General features: G+C 66.3%; 22 protein-coding genes and 1 tRNA gene. 10 read left to right on the forward strand and 13 right to left on the reverse strand.

What is annotated here, in order from left to right; genetic code table 11:
• Positions 1-75: 75 nt before the first annotated feature.
• Complete coding sequence (locus AB0G15_RS12595; protein WP_362688261.1) at positions 76-405, reverse strand: putative quinol monooxygenase; 330 nt, start codon at positions 403-405, stop codon at positions 76-78.
• A 228-nt stretch (positions 406-633) separates the two neighbouring features.
• Between AB0G15_RS12595 and AB0G15_RS12600 the strand changes: the two genes are divergently transcribed.
• A complete protein-coding gene (locus tag AB0G15_RS12600; RefSeq protein ID WP_362838099.1) occupies positions 634-1,350 on the forward strand; it encodes a DUF2071 domain-containing protein in 717 nt (238 codons plus the stop codon).
• Between the two features lie 36 nt (positions 1,351-1,386).
• Here the strand turns inward: AB0G15_RS12600 and AB0G15_RS12605 are convergent, their stop codons facing one another.
• The 6 genes from AB0G15_RS12605 to AB0G15_RS12630 form a co-directional block, all read right to left on the reverse strand.
• Positions 1,387-2,607, reverse strand: a complete 1,221-nt coding sequence (locus AB0G15_RS12605; RefSeq protein ID WP_362838101.1) for a cytochrome P450 — start codon at positions 2,605-2,607, stop codon at positions 1,387-1,389.
• Between the two features lie 233 nt (positions 2,608-2,840).
• Positions 2,841-4,232 carry an FAD/NAD(P)-binding oxidoreductase gene (locus AB0G15_RS12610; RefSeq protein ID WP_362838104.1) on the reverse strand — a complete coding sequence of 464 codons (1,392 nt, stop codon included), beginning with the start codon at positions 4,230-4,232 and terminating at the stop codon, positions 2,841-2,843.
• Positions 4,229-4,558: a ferredoxin gene (locus AB0G15_RS12615; protein WP_362838106.1), complete on the reverse strand. Its 330-nt coding sequence runs from the start codon at positions 4,556-4,558 to the stop codon at positions 4,229-4,231. The genes AB0G15_RS12610 and AB0G15_RS12615 overlap by 4 nt, the downstream gene beginning before the upstream one ends.
• A 505-nt stretch (positions 4,559-5,063) precedes the next feature.
• On the reverse strand, positions 5,064-5,657 hold the full coding sequence (locus AB0G15_RS12620; protein WP_362838108.1) for an ATP-binding protein: 594 nt from the start codon (positions 5,655-5,657) through the stop codon (positions 5,064-5,066).
• A 193-nt stretch (positions 5,658-5,850) separates the two neighbouring features.
• Positions 5,851-6,222, reverse strand: a complete 372-nt coding sequence (locus AB0G15_RS12625) for an STAS domain-containing protein (protein ID WP_362838110.1) — start codon at positions 6,220-6,222, stop codon at positions 5,851-5,853.
• 213 nt (positions 6,223-6,435) lie between these two features.
• Positions 6,436-6,804: an STAS domain-containing protein gene (locus AB0G15_RS12630; RefSeq protein WP_362838112.1), complete on the reverse strand. Its 369-nt coding sequence runs from the start codon at positions 6,802-6,804 to the stop codon at positions 6,436-6,438.
• A 350-nt stretch (positions 6,805-7,154) separates the two neighbouring features.
• Between AB0G15_RS12630 and AB0G15_RS12635 the strand changes: the two genes are divergently transcribed.
• From AB0G15_RS12635 to AB0G15_RS12650, 4 genes are all read left to right on the forward strand, one after another.
• Positions 7,155-7,439 carry a GNAT family N-acetyltransferase gene (locus AB0G15_RS12635; RefSeq protein ID WP_362688284.1) on the forward strand — a complete coding sequence of 95 codons (285 nt, stop codon included), beginning with the start codon at positions 7,155-7,157 and terminating at the stop codon, positions 7,437-7,439.
• Positions 7,440-7,866: 427 nt separating this feature from the next.
• Positions 7,867-7,986: a DLW-39 family protein gene (locus tag AB0G15_RS12640; RefSeq protein ID WP_211264163.1), complete on the forward strand. Its 120-nt coding sequence runs from the start codon at positions 7,867-7,869 to the stop codon at positions 7,984-7,986.
• A gap of 29 nt (positions 7,987-8,015) precedes the next feature.
• Positions 8,016-8,753, forward strand: a complete 738-nt coding sequence (locus AB0G15_RS12645) for an HAD family hydrolase (protein ID WP_362838114.1) — start codon at positions 8,016-8,018, stop codon at positions 8,751-8,753.
• A gap of 114 nt (positions 8,754-8,867) precedes the next feature.
• A tRNA-Ala gene (locus AB0G15_RS12650) sits at positions 8,868-8,940 on the forward strand.
• Positions 8,941-8,999: 59 nt separating this feature from the next.
• Here the strand turns inward: AB0G15_RS12650 and AB0G15_RS12655 are convergent.
• Genes AB0G15_RS12655 through AB0G15_RS12665 form a run of 3 tightly spaced genes read right to left on the reverse strand, consistent with a single transcriptional unit; the run spans position 9,000 to position 11,886 of the window.
• Positions 9,000-10,193, reverse strand: coding sequence for a site-specific integrase (locus AB0G15_RS12655; RefSeq protein WP_362838117.1), 1,194 nt, complete (start codon positions 10,191-10,193; stop codon positions 9,000-9,002).
• Positions 10,190-10,396 carry a helix-turn-helix domain-containing protein gene (locus AB0G15_RS12660; RefSeq protein WP_362838120.1) on the reverse strand — a complete coding sequence of 69 codons (207 nt, stop codon included), beginning with the start codon at positions 10,394-10,396 and terminating at the stop codon, positions 10,190-10,192. The genes AB0G15_RS12655 and AB0G15_RS12660 overlap by 4 nt, the downstream gene beginning before the upstream one ends.
• On the reverse strand, positions 10,393-11,886 hold the full coding sequence (locus AB0G15_RS12665) for a replication initiator (protein WP_362838172.1): 1,494 nt from the start codon (positions 11,884-11,886) through the stop codon (positions 10,393-10,395). The genes AB0G15_RS12660 and AB0G15_RS12665 overlap by 4 nt, the downstream gene beginning before the upstream one ends.
• A gap of 112 nt (positions 11,887-11,998) precedes the next feature.
• On the opposite strand from AB0G15_RS12665, the gene AB0G15_RS12670 reads away from it, so the two are divergent.
• The gene (locus tag AB0G15_RS12670) at positions 11,999-12,871 is read left to right on the forward strand and encodes a GntR family transcriptional regulator (protein WP_362838123.1); all 873 of its coding nucleotides are present in this window, start codon (positions 11,999-12,001) and stop codon (positions 12,869-12,871) included.
• Positions 12,872-12,911: 40 nt separating this feature from the next.
• Here the strand turns inward: AB0G15_RS12670 and AB0G15_RS12675 are convergent, their stop codons facing one another.
• Positions 12,912-13,283, reverse strand: a complete 372-nt coding sequence (locus AB0G15_RS12675) for a hypothetical protein (protein WP_362838126.1) — start codon at positions 13,281-13,283, stop codon at positions 12,912-12,914.
• A gap of 362 nt (positions 13,284-13,645) precedes the next feature.
• On the opposite strand from AB0G15_RS12675, the gene AB0G15_RS12680 reads away from it, so the two are divergent.
• Positions 13,646-14,692 (forward strand): hypothetical protein, encoded by a 1,047-nt coding sequence (locus AB0G15_RS12680; RefSeq protein WP_362838128.1) that lies wholly within the window; start codon positions 13,646-13,648, stop codon positions 14,690-14,692.
• Between the two features lie 175 nt (positions 14,693-14,867).
• On the opposite strand, the gene AB0G15_RS12685 is transcribed toward AB0G15_RS12680, so the two are convergent.
• Positions 14,868-15,122: a hypothetical protein gene (locus tag AB0G15_RS12685; RefSeq protein ID WP_362838131.1), complete on the reverse strand. Its 255-nt coding sequence runs from the start codon at positions 15,120-15,122 to the stop codon at positions 14,868-14,870.
• A gap of 2 nt (positions 15,123-15,124) precedes the next feature.
• A complete protein-coding gene (locus AB0G15_RS12690; protein WP_362838133.1) occupies positions 15,125-15,502 on the reverse strand; it encodes a hypothetical protein in 378 nt (125 codons plus the stop codon).
• Between the two features lie 238 nt (positions 15,503-15,740).
• On the opposite strand from AB0G15_RS12690, the gene AB0G15_RS12695 reads away from it, so the two are divergent.
• The 3 genes from AB0G15_RS12695 (at position 15,741) to AB0G15_RS12705 (ending at position 18,071) form a co-directional block, all read left to right on the forward strand.
• Positions 15,741-16,901 (forward strand): hypothetical protein, encoded by a 1,161-nt coding sequence (locus tag AB0G15_RS12695; protein ID WP_362838135.1) that lies wholly within the window; start codon positions 15,741-15,743, stop codon positions 16,899-16,901.
• Positions 16,902-17,353: 452 nt separating this feature from the next.
• Entirely contained in the window at positions 17,354-17,650 is a 297-nt protein-coding gene (locus AB0G15_RS12700; RefSeq protein ID WP_362838138.1) for a nucleotidyltransferase family protein, read from the forward strand.
• 73 nt (positions 17,651-17,723) lie between these two features.
• Positions 17,724-18,071, forward strand: coding sequence for a HepT-like ribonuclease domain-containing protein (locus AB0G15_RS12705; RefSeq protein ID WP_362838141.1), 348 nt, complete (start codon positions 17,724-17,726; stop codon positions 18,069-18,071).
• Positions 18,072-18,622: the final 551 nt, after the last annotated feature.

Here is an 18,622-nt window from a genome sequence, read left to right on the forward strand (position 1 = left end):
GACCGTCTCCGGGGCCGGGCACCCCGATGCCCGGCCCGGAGCCGCCCGGTTCTGGGTGGTTCAGCTCTGGGCGGCTCAGCTCTGGGCCGGTGTCAGCTCCGCCATCCGCGACCATCCCTCGCCGGGCGCCTCGACGTTGATGATCTCCGGCGTGCTCGCGATCACCTCGGGCATCCAGGCCATCGCGGTCTTGAAGTGGTCCGAACCCACGTGCGCCGCGCCCGCGGCCGACGAGGCGAACGCCTCCAGCAGGACGAACTGGCCGGGTGTGTCGACGCTCCTGGACCATTCGAAGAAGATGTTCCCCGGCTCGTCGCGGGTGGCCCGGGTGAAGTCGTCGACGAGCGAGAGCCACTCCTCGGCGCGCTCGGGACGGATGGTGAACTTGACGGCGATGAAGATCATTTGCTGGCCTCTTCAGCTCTGTTCCGGCTCCGGCGAGATGCCGGATCTGTCGAAATCATGGTCCTGACGGAATCGCGGTTCCGGGGAAATCATGGCCCTGTCGTGGCTCTGTCGAAAATCAAGACGGATGTTCGCTCCCGGGTGTCGCACGGGACGACACCCGGCGCCATGGCCAAGATAAGTGGCGGACGCGCCATCCGGGCGCCGCCACCCGAGAAGGAGCGGATCATGCAGGCTCCGCCGTCCCCCCACCTCACCCGCCCGGTCATGTACCACCGCTGGTCCGAGATGACCTTCACGCACTGGCGGTACCCACCGGCCGCGATCCAGCGGCTGCTGCCCCCCGGGCTCACGGTCGACACCTTCGACGGCGCGGCCTGGGTCGGCCTCACCACCTTCCTGATGGAGGACGTACGGGCGCCCGGCGTGCCCGCGCTGCCGTGGCTGTCGCGGTTTCCCGAGACGAACGTCCGCACGTACGTACGCGACGAACTGGGGCGGGACGGTGTCTGGTTCCTGTCGCTGGACGCCGGGCGGCTGCTCGCGGTGCTCGGCGCGCGGGCCGGGTACGGGCTGCCCTACTTCTGGTCCCGGATGGCCGTCAGCGCCGTCGGCGAGCGGCGCGGCTACCGCTGCCGCCGGCGCCTGCCGGGACCCGTGGGGGCGCGGTGCGACGCGGTCGTGGAGCTCGGCCCGCCGCTCGCGGAGCCGGAGCGCGACGAGCTGGCGCACTTCCTGACCGCCCGCTACCGGCTGTTCACCACGGTCGCGGGCAGGACGGCCACCGCCCAGATCGAGCACCCCGACTGGCCGCTGCGCCACGCCCGGCTGGTCCGCCTGGACCAGGACCTGCTCCAGGCGGGAGGGCTCGACGCCCCGGATCACGCTCCCGTGTTGCACGCCTCGTCCGGGGTGCCGGTACGGATCGGGATGTGGACCCGGTGACGCGCGGGCCCTCCCTCCCGGCCCGGGTCCGCACCGTCACTCCTGCCTGACGAGAAGGTGGCGCGGCCCGCGCAGGACCGCGCTCTGCCGGTACGGGGGCGGATCGGCGACGAGCCGGGGGCTCTCCAGGTTGCGGAAGAGCTCGTTCAGCGCGATCTGCGCCTCCAGCCGGGCCAGGGGGGCACCGAAGCACAGGTGGACGCCGGCGCCGAAGCCGAGGTGCTGGTTGTCCGGCCGGTCGGGGTCGAACCTGTCGGGGTCGCGGAAGTAGGCGGGGTCACGGTTGCCGGAGGCGAGCACGAGCGTGATCCGCGAGCCCTTCGGGATGACGGTGTCCGCGACGGTGAGGTCGCTGTACGCGGCCCGCCAGGGGATGAGCTGCACCGGAGGCTCGTAGCGCAGCAGTTCCTCGACCGTACGGATGATCATTATCGGGTCCCGGCGCAGGCGCTCCAGCACGTCGGGATGGCGCAGCAGCGTCAGCACGCCGTTGGTGATCAGGTTGACGGTCGTCTCGTGGCCCGCGATGAGCAGCAGGTTGGCGGTGCTGACGATCTCCTCGTCCGTCATGCGCCCGTCTGGCCCGTCGTCGCCGGCCAGCCGGGACAGCAGGTCGTCACCGGCGGGCCGGCCGCGGCGGCTCTCCAGGAGCTCGGCGAGGTAGGCCCTGAGGCTCTCGCGGGCCCGCACGCCCTCCCGCACGCGATCCCCGGAGTCCGTCACGGGGTCGACGTCGAGCATGGCGACGATCGCCTCGACCCACTCGTGGAACCGCGGCTCGTCCTCGCGGGGCACGCCGAGCAGGTGGCAGATCACGGTGACGGGGAAGGGGTAGGCGAAGTCGTCGACGATGTCGATCTCGTCCTTGCTCACCAGGTCGTCGATCAGGCGCGTGACGATGGCGTTCAGGTCGGGCCGCAGGTCGTCCACCAGCGTGGGCGAGTGCGGGGGGCCGAAGTGCCGCATCGCCATGCGGCGCAGCCGGTCGTGCTCCGGCGGGTCGAGGCCGATGAACGCCGGTGTGTCCCCGCGCATGGCGAGGGTGGGCCCCGGCTGGTCGAGGTTGTGCGCGTCGGAACTGAGGTGCGGGTCGTGCAGCAGTGCGGTGATCTCCCGGTAGGTGCTGACGACGTAGCCGCCGTCCTCCTGCCGGGCCACCGGGGTCCTGCGCAGTTCGGCGTAGAGCGGGTACGGATCGGCCCGGCTGGAGTGGTCGAGGATCCGCTGGAAAGTGCTGGACGCCTGGGTGACTGTCATGGCCGCTTCTCCTAGGTTGTGCCGCTTCCGGCCGTCCTGGGTTCCACCGGCCCTGATCGAAACCGATTGAACCCGGTCGAAATAGGTGATCAAGGTCGAGCCTCGTGAAGCCGGGTGGAGCTCGTTTCGAGCCTCGCGAGTCAGCGGGACTCGTTTCGAGGCTCGTGAGTCAGTGGAGCTCGTCTGGGCCTCGTGAGACCGGGTGGAGCCTGTTCGGGCCCGGTCGAACCTGGTCAGCCGCCCGGCCGTGCGAACGCCACGCGCCGCTCGCTCGGCTCGTGGCCGGTGACCACCACCGTGGCTCCGTGGGTGATGATCACCGGGTCGGGGAAGTGGGCGGGCACGGGCCTCATGCCGGCGGGCTGGTCGGGTGTGGGGCAGGAGGGCGGGAAGGGCGCCGCCGTCTCGATCAGATGCCGGTAGTGGTCGAGCCACTTGGCGTTGTCGAAGCTGACCGCCGCGGTGACCCGGCCGCGGTAGCCGTACGTGGCGACGAACCGGTGCTCTTCCACCGATCCCTGCGTCACGACGACCTCGTCCGACAGGATCGGGACACCGACGGACTTGATGTTGACGCCGAACTGCGTCGACCAGAAGGCCGGCATGGACAGGTGCGGCCAGCGGTCGGTCGGTGAACTGACCATGTTGTGGGCCGCGACCTGGGCCTGCTCCACCGCGTTGGCCCAGTGCTCCAGCGACAGGAACCGATACTCGTAGACCGGGTGCGGGCAGCGTGCCACGTCCCCGGCGACGAAGACGTCATCGGTGACCAGGCCGTTGACGTCGAACGCCCGGCAGCCCGAGTCGCAGGCCACGCCCCAGACACCGGCGGCGAGCCCCGAGTCCCGCAGCCACTCGGTGTTGCGGACGCCGCCGAGCGCGACCACCACCACGTCGGCGTCGACCGTGCCGCCGTCGGAGAAGTGGGCGCGGCGCACCCGTCCCCGCTCGTCCCCCTCCAGCCGGGTGACCTTGACGCCACAGCGCAGGTCGACGCCGTGGGCACGCTGGAGGTTCGCGGCGATCGAACCGATCATGCTTCCGAGCGCTCCCACCAGCGGGGCCTCGGCGACCTCGGCGACGGTCACCGGTATGTCGCGATCGCGGCACACGGAGGCGATCTCGGAACCGGCGAAACCGGCCCCGATGACGAGCACCCGGCCGGGCCCGGCGGCCAGCCGTTCCCCCAGGCGGCCGGAGTCGTCGCACGTGCGTACCACGAACACGCCGTCCAGGGCGGCCTCGGCCTCGTCCGCCCAAAGCCTGGCGCGCACACCGGTGGCGATCAGCACCTTGTCGAAGGGGATCTCCCGCCCGTCCGCGAGCTCCACCCGCTTGCCCGCGAGGTCCAGCGCGGAGGCGGGCACGCCGAGCAGCCACTCCGCGCCGATCTCGCGACGCCGGGGCAGCGCGGTGCCGTTCGCGGGTACCCAGCCGGTCAGGACCTGCTTGGACAGCGGGGGCCGGTCATAGGGTTCGCAGGCCTCGTCACCGACGAGGGTCAGCGAGCCGGTGAAGCCCTCGTCACGGAGCGCCTCCGCGGCCCGTAGCCCCGCGAGGGAGGCGCCGACGATGACGACGCGGCCGTCGCGCCTGAACGTCTCCTCACCCCGCTCGCCGGTCATGCCGCCGCCGTTCCGGTCGCGGTCGCCGCCGTGGTCGCCGTGCCGGGCGCCGCTGTCGCGGCCCTCGCCGTGCCGGGCGCCGCTGTCGCGGCCCTCGCCGTTCCGGTCGTCGTCGCGGGCGGGATCGCGGTCGCGTCCAGCCGCTCGACGAGGATCGCCTGGACCGGGCAGGCCGCCGCCGCGCGCAGGACCTGGTCCCGTTGCGCCTCGTCTGGACTGGAGTGGAACATGAGCGCCTCCTCCCCCCGCATCCGGAACGTGCCCGGAGCCAGGAAGGCGCACTGTGCATATCCCTGGCATCGCGCCAGGTCGACGACGACCCTCATGTGGACCATCCCTTCCGAACCTTCGTACGGCTGAGTGAGACGGAGAGAACCGGGACGGCGGAGTCGATTCCTGAGGCGGACGGCGGCGCCGGTCACGTCCCGGAGGACGGCGACCTCGGTACGTCCGGCGGGCGGCGGCCTCGGCACCTGTCCCGGCGGGCGGTTCCGCGTGCGGCCGAGGGCTCTGCGGGGTTCGAAGGGTCCCGAAGCCCTCGAGAGGGCGGGGGCGCGGCGGATACGGAGAACTGGGCGTGTGGTTCCGGGGCTGGACGTCGTCCCCGGCCGATTCCGGAGAACGTCAGACGTCCTCCCATGACACACCCGGTAAGGCGCTGAACTGCACAAATAAGGCTAACCCGGACATTTGGCCGGTACATCGCCCTTGCGCCAGAGGATGGTCAAGGATTGCGTACGGAGGGGGAGGACCGGTGACCGGGGCAGGGGCTCCGGGTGAGCGCGTGACGATCGTCGGGGACGCAAGGCCTCCGGGATTTCCCGGAGCCTCTCAGAACGAAACCTGGAGCTCGCCCTGGCCGGGATCGTCCCGTACGGAATCGGCGGTGCTCCGTACGGGGCCGGGGGTGTTTCGTGCGGGAGCGGGCGTGCCGGGCGTGCCAGGTGTGCCGGGTGTGCCGGGTGTACCCGGTGCGTCGAAATCGTCGAGGCCCTCCTGCGCGGAGTCGGCCGAACCGCCGGTCCCGCTCCGGGCCACCGGAAGGCCGAGTCGCATGCGCAGGCGGACGCGCGATCCCTCCTCCATCTGCTCGATGGTGAACTCGTCACACAGCTGTTTCATCAGCCACAGGCCGAACCCCCGCACGGTGCCCGTGGGGCGTTCGCTGGGGACGTGCCAGCGGCTCAGGAGGCCCAGGGTGTCGGTGACGTCGACGGTCAGATAGGTCTCGTTCTGCCAGATGGCCAGCGTGCCCTTGCCCCCGCCGTGTTCCAGGATGTTGATGACCGCCTCGTTCGTGACGAGAAGGAGGTCGTCCAGCCGTTCGCCCCGCATGCCGGCTCGAACGGCATGATATTGGAGACGATCCCGCAGAGCGCTGAGATCCTCGTCGATCGGCCACTGCTGGCCGTGGTCGCCGGTCACGACACCCCCTTGAGGTCGCCTTGTCTGGCAGTCACCGGGGGGCGAGCCGACTTGCTCCAGAATCAGGGCGTTGCTGACGAGTTACACGATGCTAGACACCTGCCCGCTCGTTGCCAACTTACGACCGTCCGAGCCAACGGATGTTCGCTCGATCGTGTCCCGGAAAGCGACGGCCGATCGGGGCCGGGATCCGCTACGACGGCTGGCTCGGCCGCAGCACCTTCAGGGCGTCGGCCACGGTGGGCTGGACGCCAAAGGCCTGGGCGAGACCGGTCAGGTGGAAGAGTCTCTCGAGGCGGGGGTGCAGATTGACCAGGATGATGCTGCCGCCGCGATCCTGGACGGTCTGGCGGGTGGTCAGGAAGCTCTGGATTCCCGTGGAGTCGCAGAAGGTCAGATCGGTCAGGTCGATGACGAGGTCACGCCTGCCCTGGCCGATGGCCTCCTGCAGGTCGTGGTAGAACCGCTCGGCGTTGCTGTAGTCGAGCTCGCCGGCCAAGGCCAGAAGAAGTGTCTCCTTCGCAGCGGGGTCGGACACGTCGGTCACGCGGACGGCAGCGCTCACGGATATACCTCTGCAGACAGTCGGTGGGAGGAAGGCTCGGCCGGGGGGCAGTCGCCGGGCGTGACGCCCGAACCGGATCCGGGGGGCGATGACCCGATCACGGTCGCCCCGGGACCGGGAGCCGTGGAGGAAGCCGATCTGGTTACTCTCAGCGTACGATCCTCCGAATTCCTCTAGAGAACCCTTACGGTACAACTGAGGAGCAATCAGTCGTTATCCCACTGTGGTTACGGTGCCCGGACCCACGCTGAGCACCTCTGTCCAGCCGCACAGCTCGACGATCCGCCGCGTGTGCGGGCGAAGACCTTCGACGATCAACCTCCGGTCGCCCGCCATCCCGAACGCCGTCTCCGCCAGCACTCTCAGGCCGCCGACGTCGACGAAGCCGACGCTGCGGAGGTCGGCGTGCAGATCGCCATCGGTCCGTTCCACCGCCATGGCGAGCGCCCGTACCAGGATGCGCCGCGTGCAGAAATCGATGTCTCCCTCGCAGGACACACCGGCCGGTCGGCTGGTGAGGAGAATGCGCAGTGAACCGTGGTCGACGTCACCTGTCATCGCGATCACCTTCTGGGTGCGCATGAAGGTCAGTCAACATCTGTCGCGTCGGCACAGATGGGTCGGCTGATCGCCATGGGGCGCCGGCCGTGCCGGGCACCTGTTCCCATCATCCTTCAATCGGACGGCTACCGGTACGGTTCACGGTCTGCGAGTTTCGGTTTCGGGAACCGGTCACCCAGCGTGCTCGACCGAACACATCCATGCGGCCGACCTTCACCGCCGCTCCCTCGCGGGGGTTTTCGGGCTCGCAGCCCGGCGGGAACGCCCGGTGCGGGAGCGGGGGGCGGGGGCCGGGAATGAACGCCGCGCGGGATCGGCTGACCAAGGAACCGACGTGCGACCGTACGGCGGCCAGGCGAAGGAGGACCTCCATGCAGGCGGACGTCAAGCTCTCCCCCGGCGGTGATTCCTTCGTGGCGGAGGTGGACGGCAGGCAGGCGGGGAAGCTGGAGCTCATCCGGCGTGACGGGGTCATCGTCTACCCGCACACCAAGGTCCAGCCGGAGTACGAGGGCATGGGGGTGGGGTCCGCGCTCGTCCGTACGGCACTGGACGCGGCCCGCGCGGAGAACGCGAAGGTCGTCCCGCTCTGCTGGTTCGTGCGGGAGTGGATCGACCGTCATCCCGACTACGCCGATCTCGTCGAGAGCGCCTGACCGCTCGAGCCTTGAGGATTCACCGGCCTTGCCGGTCCCAAAAAGCTTCATACCGAGCGGGTTTGTGTCATTCGCGCTCCGCGTAATCAAGCCGGAGCCGACGAATGCGCTGGTCGTGGTCATGGCGGGCGGCGCCGTTCCTGCCGGGCGGGGACCGGAACTTCCCAGAGGGTAAAGCGGGAGCGTCGCGGGGGTTATCGTGAGAACCAGGACGGTTTCGCGATAAGACTCACGGCGGATTGTGATCGTCGGAACGCGTGCCGTGCGGCAAGATACTGAAAATCACCCGGTTGGTGTGGATCGGCCCTGGTGGCTTGTCGTGCAGACCGGATCATGGCCCGATCCCTTGCTAGGCTGCAGGGAACCGTTCGAACCGGGCGTTGTCTCACCCCGGCAGGTGAGACTTCTCAAGAAGTGGGGTCACACCGTGAAGAAGTTGCTCGTTCTGGCGCTCGTCGCCCTCGGGGGGCTGCTGGTCTGGCGCAAGGTGCAGGCCGACCGCGCCGAGCTTGACCTGTGGACCGAAGCCACCGGCAGCGAGAACTGACAGACGCGGCTACCGATTCGGGTGCTTTCATGGTCCTTGCCCAAGATGGAATAACACCCATCAGGCTTGTCTGCCTGGATCTGGCAGGCACCACGATCGGCGATGTCGCCATGGTCGAGCGGGCGTTCGCCGAGGCGATCGCCACGCAGGGCATCGTGCCCGGGACCGGTGCGTATGCTCGCGCCATGGTGCACGTGCACCGGTCCCGGGGATGTTCCACGATCGATGTCTTCCGGGGCATCTTCCCGGACAACGAGGCCCAGGCCCAGGCGGCCAACCTGACCTTCGAGCGCTCCTACGAGGGCGCCGTCGCACGCGCGGGCCTGGTCCCGCTGCCCGGGATCGTCGAGGCACTCGACAAGCTCCGCGGCGCCGACATCAAGGTCTGCCTCATCACCGGCTTCAGCCGCACCACGCTCAGCCGCGTGCTGAGCACCCTGAGCTGGTCCGAAAAGATCGACATCGCCCTGTGCCCCGAAGACGCCGGACACGGTCGCCCCCTGCCCAACATGGTCCTCACCGCGGTCATGCGTCTCGGCGTCGAGGACGTCCGCCAGGTCGCGGTCGCCGGTGACTCCGAGAGCGACATGCTCTGCGGCCGCCGTGCGGGCGCCTCGGTGGTGGCCGGCATCCTGACCGGCGTCCACAGCAAGGAGCGTCTTCTCAACGGCGGAGCCACCCACCTTCTCGACTCCGTCGCGGACCTCCCCGAACTCCTCCTCGGTGTCACACCGGTCGCGTCCCCCGTCGTCGCCGCCGTCCGCTGAAGCCCGCCCCGCCACGCGGATCCAAGTGGCGTAGGAGCGGTTCCTGTTGCTACGGTGTACGACTGAAGCAGGTCGTGTGCGAGGGTGTCTCCCCAGGCCACCGGCTTGAATCTCGGGGCCTTAGCTCAGTTGGCAGAGCGCCTGCTTTGCAAGCAGGATGTCAGGAGTTCGAATCTCCTAGGCTCCACCTGTGGGAATGCTCAGTCTGTGATCATGAAAACCGGGCTTGAGTGACTAACTGGGTGACTAAGCTCCCCGCGCACCTCCGAAGAGATCATCCATCGCCGTCGCGCCCTCCTGCATGACGGGCCGGATCTGGAGCCGGTAGACCGTCTCGGTGACCACGGTGTTGGCGTGGCCGACCAGGCGAGAGATGTGCTCGATGGGGACGCCGGAGTCCGAGAGCAGTGAGACGAAGCTGTGCCGCATCTCCCGGGGCGTCCACTCCGTGTCGACCAGCCCGGCTTCCTTGAGGATCTTCCGGAAGTCCCGCCGGACGTTGCCCGCGCTCAGCGCGGTCCCGTTCTTCGTGCAGAACACCAGCCTGTCCGTTCCGCCGTGATCGGTGGTTCCGTCGCTGAGCCCCTCGTGTTCCCAGAGATCACGTAGCGCCTCGACGCAACGCTGTGGCAGCTTGAGGGTCCGGCGGGACTTGACGGTCTTGGTGTCGCCGCTCTGCCGCACCGACCGCCACACGTAGACGGCGTACTCGGTGTGCTCCCACCCCGCCTCGGTGACGGAGACCCACGCCCTGCGCTCGTCGACGAACGCCACCACGTGGGACCAGGACAGTTCGCGCAACTCCTCGGTACGAGCTCCCGTGAGAAGCGAGAGGACGACGTACCCGCGCATGCGCGCGTTGGCCTGTTCCGCAGCCGCCATCACGGCCGTGGCCTGGGCCAGCGTGAGCGCCTTGGACTTGCGCCCCTGGCGTCCCTCGGGAACCTCGCACAGATCCACGACGTTGCGCTTCACCTTGTCGCGGACCATGGCGTTCTTCACCGATCGGTTGAGGATGCCGTGGATCATCTTGAGCGTCCGCGTGCTGAGTTCCGGAGTCTTGCCCGCCAGCCACCGGTCAACGTCCTCCACCGAGAGGTCACGGAGCTTGCGAGCACCGAGGGCCGGGATGACGTGGTTCTCGGCGAACTCGGTGTACAGGCCGACCGTCTTGCTCCCCCGTCCTTTCAGCCCGTGTTCAAGCCAGTACTTCACCGCATCGGCCACGGTGTAGCCGCCCGACGCGATGGCTAGCCCGTCTTCGTAGTCGCGGATGATCTCTTTGAGCTTGGCCTTGGCTTCGGTCTTGGTCTTGCCGCTGGCCTTCTTGACGATGCGCTTTCCGGCCGGGGTGTAGCCGACGGTGACCGAGGCGATCCAGCGTTCGCGGGTCTCGTCCCAGTGCAGGCCGCCGTCTCCCCGGCTGCGTCGTGTGGTCATGATGCCCTCGCTTCCTGTTCGAGTAGTGCCACGTAGTCGGTGATGGCCGAGGCGGGGATGAGCCGGGTGCGGCCCTGGGTGACCGAGCGCAGGCGCCCGGAGCGGATCTGTTCGTAGATCACGCTGCGGCTCATGCTGAGCAGGTACATGGCTTCGCTGACGCGATACAGCCGCCGGTCGGCGGACAGTGGGGTTGCGATCAACCGTCCTCCCGTTTCGCCGCGATGGCGCGGGCCTGGGAGACGCGGTGCCGGATGTGTTCGGCCATGATCGCCTCACCGGGGGTGTAGCCCATCCCGGCGAAGCGCCAGTGCCCGAGCACGAGCGTCGTCTCATCACCGAGAGCGGGTAGACCGCGCTGCTTGCGTGCTTCGGTGGCCCGGTGGTTGGAGCGCACCTGCCGCAGGTCGCCCAGGGTGGTGGAGTAGGCGCGGCTCTTGGTGGAGAAGTGGCCGCGAAAGCCGAGCATGTGCGCCCATGGCCGCAGCCGCAGTGTGGCCAACTCCGGGCGTGCGCCTAGTTCCCAGCAGGTGCGGATCATGCGCCGGGCGTGCTCGGTGACCGGGAGCGCGTCCAGGTGTAGGCCCGGTTTGAGGCCGGTTCCGTGGCAGCGCTCGCAGGAGGCCATCAGCCGCAGTCGCCCTCGACCGCCGCAGGCCGGACACGACAGCCGATGATCGACGGTGCCGGAGGCTTCGGCGCCCTTGGTGGCGTACTTGGCGATGTAGCCCGCCACCGCCCGCTCACTCAACCCATCGGCCGACTGGCCGAGCAGGATGGGCCGGATGTCGAGCTGATCACCCCAGACCAGATCCCGCCGTCCGAGATCACTCGCGGGCGAGGTCACGGTGACCCGCCGCACCGCTGGCGGGATCGACCGGGTGAGCAGGTGATGATCAGCCCAGTCCGGCGGGGGATCACTGGCCCCTTCGGGACCGTCGAGGCGGATGATGGCGTGGAAGTGCACCAGGCCGCGCCGCTGATACTCCGCCACCTTGGCGAACGACACCCGGACCTGTTTGCCGAACTCCTTGCGGCTCAGCCCCGCCTGACTGGCCAGGGTGCGTCGTACTTCCAGGGTGAAGCGGTGCCACAACGCACCCGCATGTGCCTGCCAGAGCACCGCGCCCACGTAGTCGTAGCACCGGCCGCATATGGGTTGCCCAAGCCGTTCGTCCTTTGGCTCGTGGCGAGCATGACAGCCGACCGGATGCCCGTGCTCACAGACCTTGTCGCGGTTGCGGGGACGGCAGGCCTGTACCGTCCCGTTCTTCTCCCGCCGGGTGTGCACCGGGCCGAAGGACGGAGCGGTGAGGGTGACGAACGCCCGAGGGTGCGCGCTCACCGTTTCCGGGATGCCTTTGCCACCGGACAGGCCGGCGCGGATGAGGTGGAAGGTGTCGGCCTGGTAGACCTCTGAGCAGGATGCGCACACCGAAGCGCGGCGGTTGCCGCAGGCGACCAGCAGATGCCCGGACGGTTCGTCTGCGGTGCGGTAGGTGTGCAGGATCTCGCCGGTGTCGGTGTTGACGATGGCCGACTCTCCGGCCAGATGGATCGGGTTGGTGCAGCCGCCGGTAGCGGCCACCATCGACCGCCACCGGTCATAGCCCGGTGCGTTGAGCACCTGGACCAGATCGGTCATCCACTCCGGATGTCGTGCCTGTTGGTCGTGCTCGTTCGGTTGGTTCATGGTGACCACCCCCTCTCATGCAACACTGCCTGTACTACATGTTGCCTTGCGTTGAGGGTTTCATGCAACCTGTAGTACAAGTAGTTATGGAACTTCCCGAGAAGGAGCTGCTGTGGAGACCACTGAGGACAAGGACGTCCGCTGGCGCACCATCGCCGCCGACCTGAGAACCGCGATCCTGGACGGCCGCTACCCGCCCGGTGGAGCCCTGCCGAGTGAGCCGGAGCTGGTCCGCCGCTACGAGGTCTCGCGTCCCACCGTCCGCAAGGCCATCGACACTCTGGTCTCCGAAGGACTCGCCTACGTCATGCGCGGACGCGGCTCTTTTGTCCGCCCCATGCCCGAGCGCCAAGTCATCCTCATCAGCCACCAGACCCGGCCCGACCTGGCAGCCCCCGGCAACCACCCCGACATCCAAGCCTTCGGCTGGGACCTCGCTCTACGCGATGTCGACCCCGACGCCCCGCTGTTCACCGGCGAGAAGATCACCGCCAACCGGGATCTCGCGATCATCCTCGGAGTGCGGGCCGGACACCCGGTCATCCACCGCCGCAGCATGTGGCATCGAGGTCACACCGCCCGCATCCACGGCGCCTCAGCCCGCCTGGAGATCAACTCCTACACCAACGCCGACATGCTCCCCGACTGGGACACTCCCAAGCGCTTCGACCAGTACCGCAAGCGACCCGGCTTCTTCTACCAGTCACTCATCCGCGAACACGGCCCCATCCGGTGGATGACCCTGACCACCTCCCGCATCGCCTACGAAGACGAACGCGCCCGCCTGGGCATGGACTACGCCGAGGCGATCCTCATCATCCGCCGCACCATGGCCCACGCCAACGGCCACCCCATCGAGGTCACCGAGGTCAAAGCCCCCGCCAACCGCTACGAGATCGGCTACAGCGCCGAACTCGCCGACGACGCCAGCGCGGTATTCACCCCCGAAGAACTCGCCGACAACGGCATCGCCCTCATGATCTAGCGCGGCATCAGGGGAAAATGTTTCGGCAGGTCGCAGCGCGTTAACCCGTCTCAGTGTTGTTCTCGTCCTGATCAGCTCGGTACTCGTCCAGGAAGGCGAAGAACGCCTCCAGAGGCGTGGTGCCAGGTTCTACCTGTCGTTCGATCTCGGCGGCCCAGCCCAATGCGCTCGACCGGCCGTAGCGAGCGAGCCATTCGGAGAAGGAGCCGTTCGGCCACAGATCGAACCGTTCCTCGACGCCGTGAACATCCAGCGCGAGCTTGTACCCGACCAGCATCGTTTCCAGCTCCCGGAGGGAGCCGTTGCGAATCCACATCCCTGGCCGACGCCGTACCTCCTCCAGGAAGCCGTACGCGTCCCCCCACTCAGACGGGATTTTGGGTGTCGGCGACGATGTCCCTTCAAGCGACATGGCTCCACACTACTGATCATTAGTGGCTCAGAGTTTCTTTACTGGTTCAAGGCGCCAGCGCTTCGCGCCGCCGCACGGCGGGACACGCCCCGCCGCCCCGGCACGGCCAGCGAGCCGGGCGTGCGGCCCTGGCGGCCGGTCCCGGCCCGCGCCAGCCGGGACGGCACGGCGTAAGCCCGCCGCCCACCGTACTGAGCATCCGCCGCACAAATGAGCCTGCCGTCCGCGACACGCACTGTCGCCCGAATTGGCACAAAAAGCATTAAATCGGAATTGCGGCTTTCGGATTTCCTTATATTCGATTACCGGTCGCCCTGAATCTGTGATTTTGCTACTTGAGGGGCGTGGCGTACTATTTTGCCATGGCGGGCACATTAATGTATGAAATCGAGTCGTTTCATACATATCAACGAAGATTTGACTCAAAGAGTCTTGAGATTGCACTGCGAAACTGTCATTGGTATATAATATCTCGTCGTCCGGCGATTAGAATTATCGGCGCCGAGACTGCTCCGCGTGGCAGTATAGTTAATATTAAAATGCAGACGCGAAACTCTATTTCTGAACCCTTATTGACGATTCCAATGAGGATGCGCGCGGCGCCCGGTTCCTCCTTCAGTGACTTCCAGATTCATGCGGATGGTGCATACTTCTACGTTGAGATTGGCAACCATCCTCTTCATGGTGACTCTTGGGCCCTAGCGAGCTTTTTAAGTAATGCGGCTGATGAGTTGGCGCGTCATGAAGTTCTGTATGTAGGACAAGCCTTCGGGAAAGACGGTACAAGGAATGCATGGGGGCGAACCCAAGAACATAGCAAGCTCCAGCGAATATACGAGGATCACGCTTCTTCGGGCTGGGATATCTTTGTTACGCCATTGAGGTTGTTGCAGCACTTGATAGATTCTGACGATCACATAGACGACGATGAAGATGGCTTTGATCTCGATGAATACCAGAAGTCATTTGGGTTTGAGGGGCTCCAGAAACCTTCCGTTGATTTAATTGAGCATAGCCTCATATCATATTTTAGTCCACATTACAACGACTTGCTTAAAACCTGGAAGGCGGGTAGTCCGACAGAGGCTATGAGGGCAATGAGGGGTGCTGGATTTAGGCTACTTCAAGTTCACTTGAATGGCTGGATGGATCTTACGCGTTTTTATAGTTCCAGTGTGCCATCTCGGGTTCGCAGTCACTTCATTTCACAAGATATTCCTCCAGAGCCGCGAAGGCCGGTTTTGTCGGGAATCAGTGCAGTGAAGATAAGTGATTGGCGTCTTAATGCTCAATTTATTCGCCGTTGGCCAACGCTTCTCGCTGGTGCGGCTGAAGTTTCTGGAGTCGAATTAAAAATCTTCGGCAAAGAGGCTCCTGCTAACCGAGTGCCTCCGGAAGTGGCTTTGTGATTCCCTTTTGGTGCGGCTATAAGGGCTGCCGCCCCGCTTCCGGTACTCGGGCCTGGCGGCCCTGCGTTCCGGGTCGGGTTGCCATCGGATAAAATGGCGACCTGGTCGCGGTTATTTACTAGTCGGGTGCGCTAGCGCGGCTACGAAAAGCAGCATTGCTGTAGCCGGCCAGTGGTCATGGGGCGTCGCAGGTTTTCAACGTGTGGTTTCCGCGACTGCCCGGATCTTGGTGGCGAAATTGAAGGCGTGTTATCGCCTCATCGACTAAGCGACCGAGGTTGCCCAGTTCGTACAGCATCCGGTGGCGCTCAGCGTCTTCCCACGCCCTGATGGCCGCCCTGATGTCGCCCGACTTGCCGACCGTGACGATGACTTCCTGGCCGTTGACGCGCTTGGTGGCCGCATCGCCCAGGATGACCCAGCCGTACACACTCACGTCCTCCGAGCAGCCAGGATCAGGGCGACCACCTGTTCGGGATGTTCGCTTCGCACCGCCCGAGGGCCGGAGTCGTCGCACAAGGAGACCAGGTAGCTGCCCGAGCGCACCCCCATGGTTACCGTGGCCACACGACAGCCATGCGAACCCTTCACGGTCAGCTCCGGCGGATGCCGTTCCATCCACGACCGAAGTGGGGGCTGGTCGGGCCAGGCAGCCGCGCTGTTAGCGAACAGGCCGAGGCTGATCGTGTGGTGGCGGTGAGCACGGATACCTCGCTCGGTGAGAAGCCGCTGAACGACGGCCAGCGCCTTGTCGTGGCTCTCCACCGTCGCCTCGTCAACGGCGGGTGGGACGGCTCTACAGTTGTCCATGGGTCGCACCTCCAGTGTGCGATCAAGGGACCCGTACGGCGTTACCGCGCCTGCGGGTCCCGTTTTTCCTGGTGCTCCCATGACATCGCCGGGTACCCCGCGCCGACAGTGCGAGTAGGGGAGACTGAGGGAGACAGGAGGACCCCAGTCCCCCGAGGTGCACACAATGAATAACGTTCCGGCCTGGGCCGTACGGTTACGCGCCGCAAGGCGTGGCAAGTTGTGGACCCAGCGAGACATGGCCAGGCACCTTGCCGAGGCCGCCGATCCGCGCACTCGCGCCCGCCTGCCCGAGCGGGATTCCCTGATCCGCATGATCAAGGATTGGGAGGCGGGCAAGCACCAGCCCAAGGACCCGTACCGGCTGCTCTACTGCCGCGTGTTCGGCGCGGAAGAAGACGAGCTGTTCAGCGAGAAGCCGGAGAGCACGACGCCGGACAGGTCTCACTTCGCCGAGGAGATCGAGGCGCTGGAGCTGGCCCGCCGTGTCGCCGCCAGCGACGTGGGCACCGAAACGCTCGACCGGCTGGAGTTGGCCGTCGACGACCTCGCGATGGCCTACCAGGCGACACCACCGGCCGAGCTGTTAGAACGAGTGCGTCAGCACCTGTCGTACGTCTCGCACCTGGTCGACGCCAAGAAGACATTCGCCGAGCACCGCCGCCTTCTCACGGCCGGTGGCTGGTTGTCGCTGCTGGCCTCCACCTGTCACATCGACCTTCGCCAGTTCGAGGCCGCCGGAACGTGGCTTCGGACGACCGCCCAGCTGGCCAGGCACGCCGAGCATCCCGAGATCGCCGCGTGGTGTCTGGAGACGGAGGCATGGCAGGCGGTCACCACCGGCGACTACCGACGCGCCCTGACCTTGACCCAGGGAGCGCAGGCGATCGCACCGCGCACCAGTTCGGCCTACATCCAGGCGACCGCGCAGGAAGGCCGGATCTGGGCACGGCTCGGGTCCGGCCCGGAGACGCGTGATGCGCTGAATCGCGTTGCCCGGCTGGTCTCACCGTTGTCGGTGCCCGAGCATCCCGAGCACCACTACCGCTACGACCCCTCCAAGAGCGAGGCGTACGTGGCGACCACGTTGTCGTGGCTGGGGGATCCGGCCGCCGAGCCGTACGCCCGGCAGGTTCTCGCCCGCTTGGAGTCGGCCGCGGACGGGTTGGTTCGTCCGCGCCGGGCGGCCTCCGCGCGTCTTGACCTTGCTCTGGCACTTCTCGCCACCGACCAGCCTGACGAGGCGGGTCAGCTCGCTCTCACGACCATCACGAGCGGCGCACTGGTGCCGTCCAACTACTGGAGGGCACGTGAGGTGATCGGCGCGATCGAGACGCGCCGCATGCCGGAAGCCGCAGAACTACGCGAGGCGTATCGAGAGCTGAGCGGCCCCGAGTGAGGACCGGGGAAGGCGCGCTCTACCGGCTCGGACAGGCGAGTCACTGAGTGACCAACTGGGTGACAACGACCACGGACGAGGCCGGACGACGGTGGATCACCGTGGACCATAAGTCCAGGTGGGAGCGGGTATTGCCCATGGTCCCGCCCCCGCCTGGGTTGCTTTGCAAGCAGGATGTCAGGAGTTCGAATCTCCTAGGCTCCACCCTCTTCGGACATGCAAAACCCAGGTCAGGCACTGTAAACCGGAATTTGATCTCTGCTTGATCTTCTCGCCCGGCGTCCGCCTCTTCCCGGGTGCCCTACCGGTGAGGTTCTTTGAGCTGTGCCTCTGCGTTTCCTGCCTTGTCGCCCGCTCATCTTCACGGATTTTGGGATGTCGCGATAGGGAAGGTAGGTCCAAGCAGTGTGGTGATGTGAGTGAGGTGACAACATAGAGGCTCGGGAGGTGCCATGAGCGTTGACTTCACGACCGTCTACGCGCAGCTGGTTGGACTGTGCGAGAAGTACGGTGTTGCCGAGCTGGCTGTCTTCGGCTCAGTTGCCCGTGGTGAAGACGAGGAAGGGAGCGACGTCGACCTGCTCTACGTCCTGAAGCCAGGCAGCGACATCGGAATTGAGTTCTTCGGCTTCCAGGAGGAACTGGAGGACCTTTTAGGTCGCAAGGTCGATGTGGTCTCCAAGGAAGGTCTCCACTGGGTCATCCGCGATCAGATCCTTGACGACACCCGGGTGCTGTATGCAGCGTGAGGGCCTGTATCTGGTGGACATCGTGGAAGCCGCCAGGAAGATCGCTTCGTACCTCGAAGGTGTCTAGCCTGAGGTGTGGGCTACTGACTCGATGCGCCGTGATGCGGTCATATGGCAGTTGTCCATCATCGGTGAGGCAGTCGGAGGGATTTCGGACGACACCCGAGCCTCCACCCCTGAGATCCCTTGGAAGCTGATCAGGGGATTGCGTAACAATGTGGTCCACCGATATTTCAGTGTCGACTGGAAGATCGTGCACAGCGCCGCCACGGTGAATGTTCCCGAACTGGAGCGCCAAGTACGAGACTTGCTTTGGCGTGCCCACCCAGATCTCTTCAAGCGACTGGAGCAAGAGGAGTCACGCGCCCCCACCGTCTCTCCTGACGAGCACATCGGGCCCTCAACGGGTTCGCATCTTTAGTCGGCTTCTCCGCGGTGGAAGTGCCCGCAGGCCTCATCGACGCCCGCTACCCATGGGCGCCCGAACCTGTCCGGAGAGCGGATTTCTGGGTGACCAACTGGGTGACAACGACCGCGGACGAGGCCGGACGTCGATGGATCACCGTGGACCGTAAGCCCAGGTGGGAGCGGGTATCGCCCATGGTCCCGCCGCTACATGGGCCTGGACGTGCTGGCCAAGACCCGAATGCGTGGCATCACCGGCGACACACCGCAGCACAATCCCATTCCGCAGACACTTACCGCTTAACCTGCAGAAACAGGATCACGCGAAAGCCAACCCATACACCACTTCGCTGGACGTGGCCGCAAGGTCAGTAGATGACTTCCAAGCTGACAGTCCGGGTGCGATCCGGTCACCGACTCTCGGCATGATGCCTTACGAGCTCATCCTGTTCGACCGCGCCATGGCGCGACTGGGTCGTCGAGAATGGGCACGGTGATCTGGGCTCCTGGCATCGGCCAAGTGAGGTCGGCCCCGGTCACAAGGAAGCCGCTGATCCGGCTGGCCAG

Source organism: Streptosporangium sp. NPDC023825, assembly GCF_040639575.1.
Classification (GTDB): Bacteria; Actinomycetota; Actinomycetes; order Streptosporangiales; family Streptosporangiaceae; genus Streptosporangium.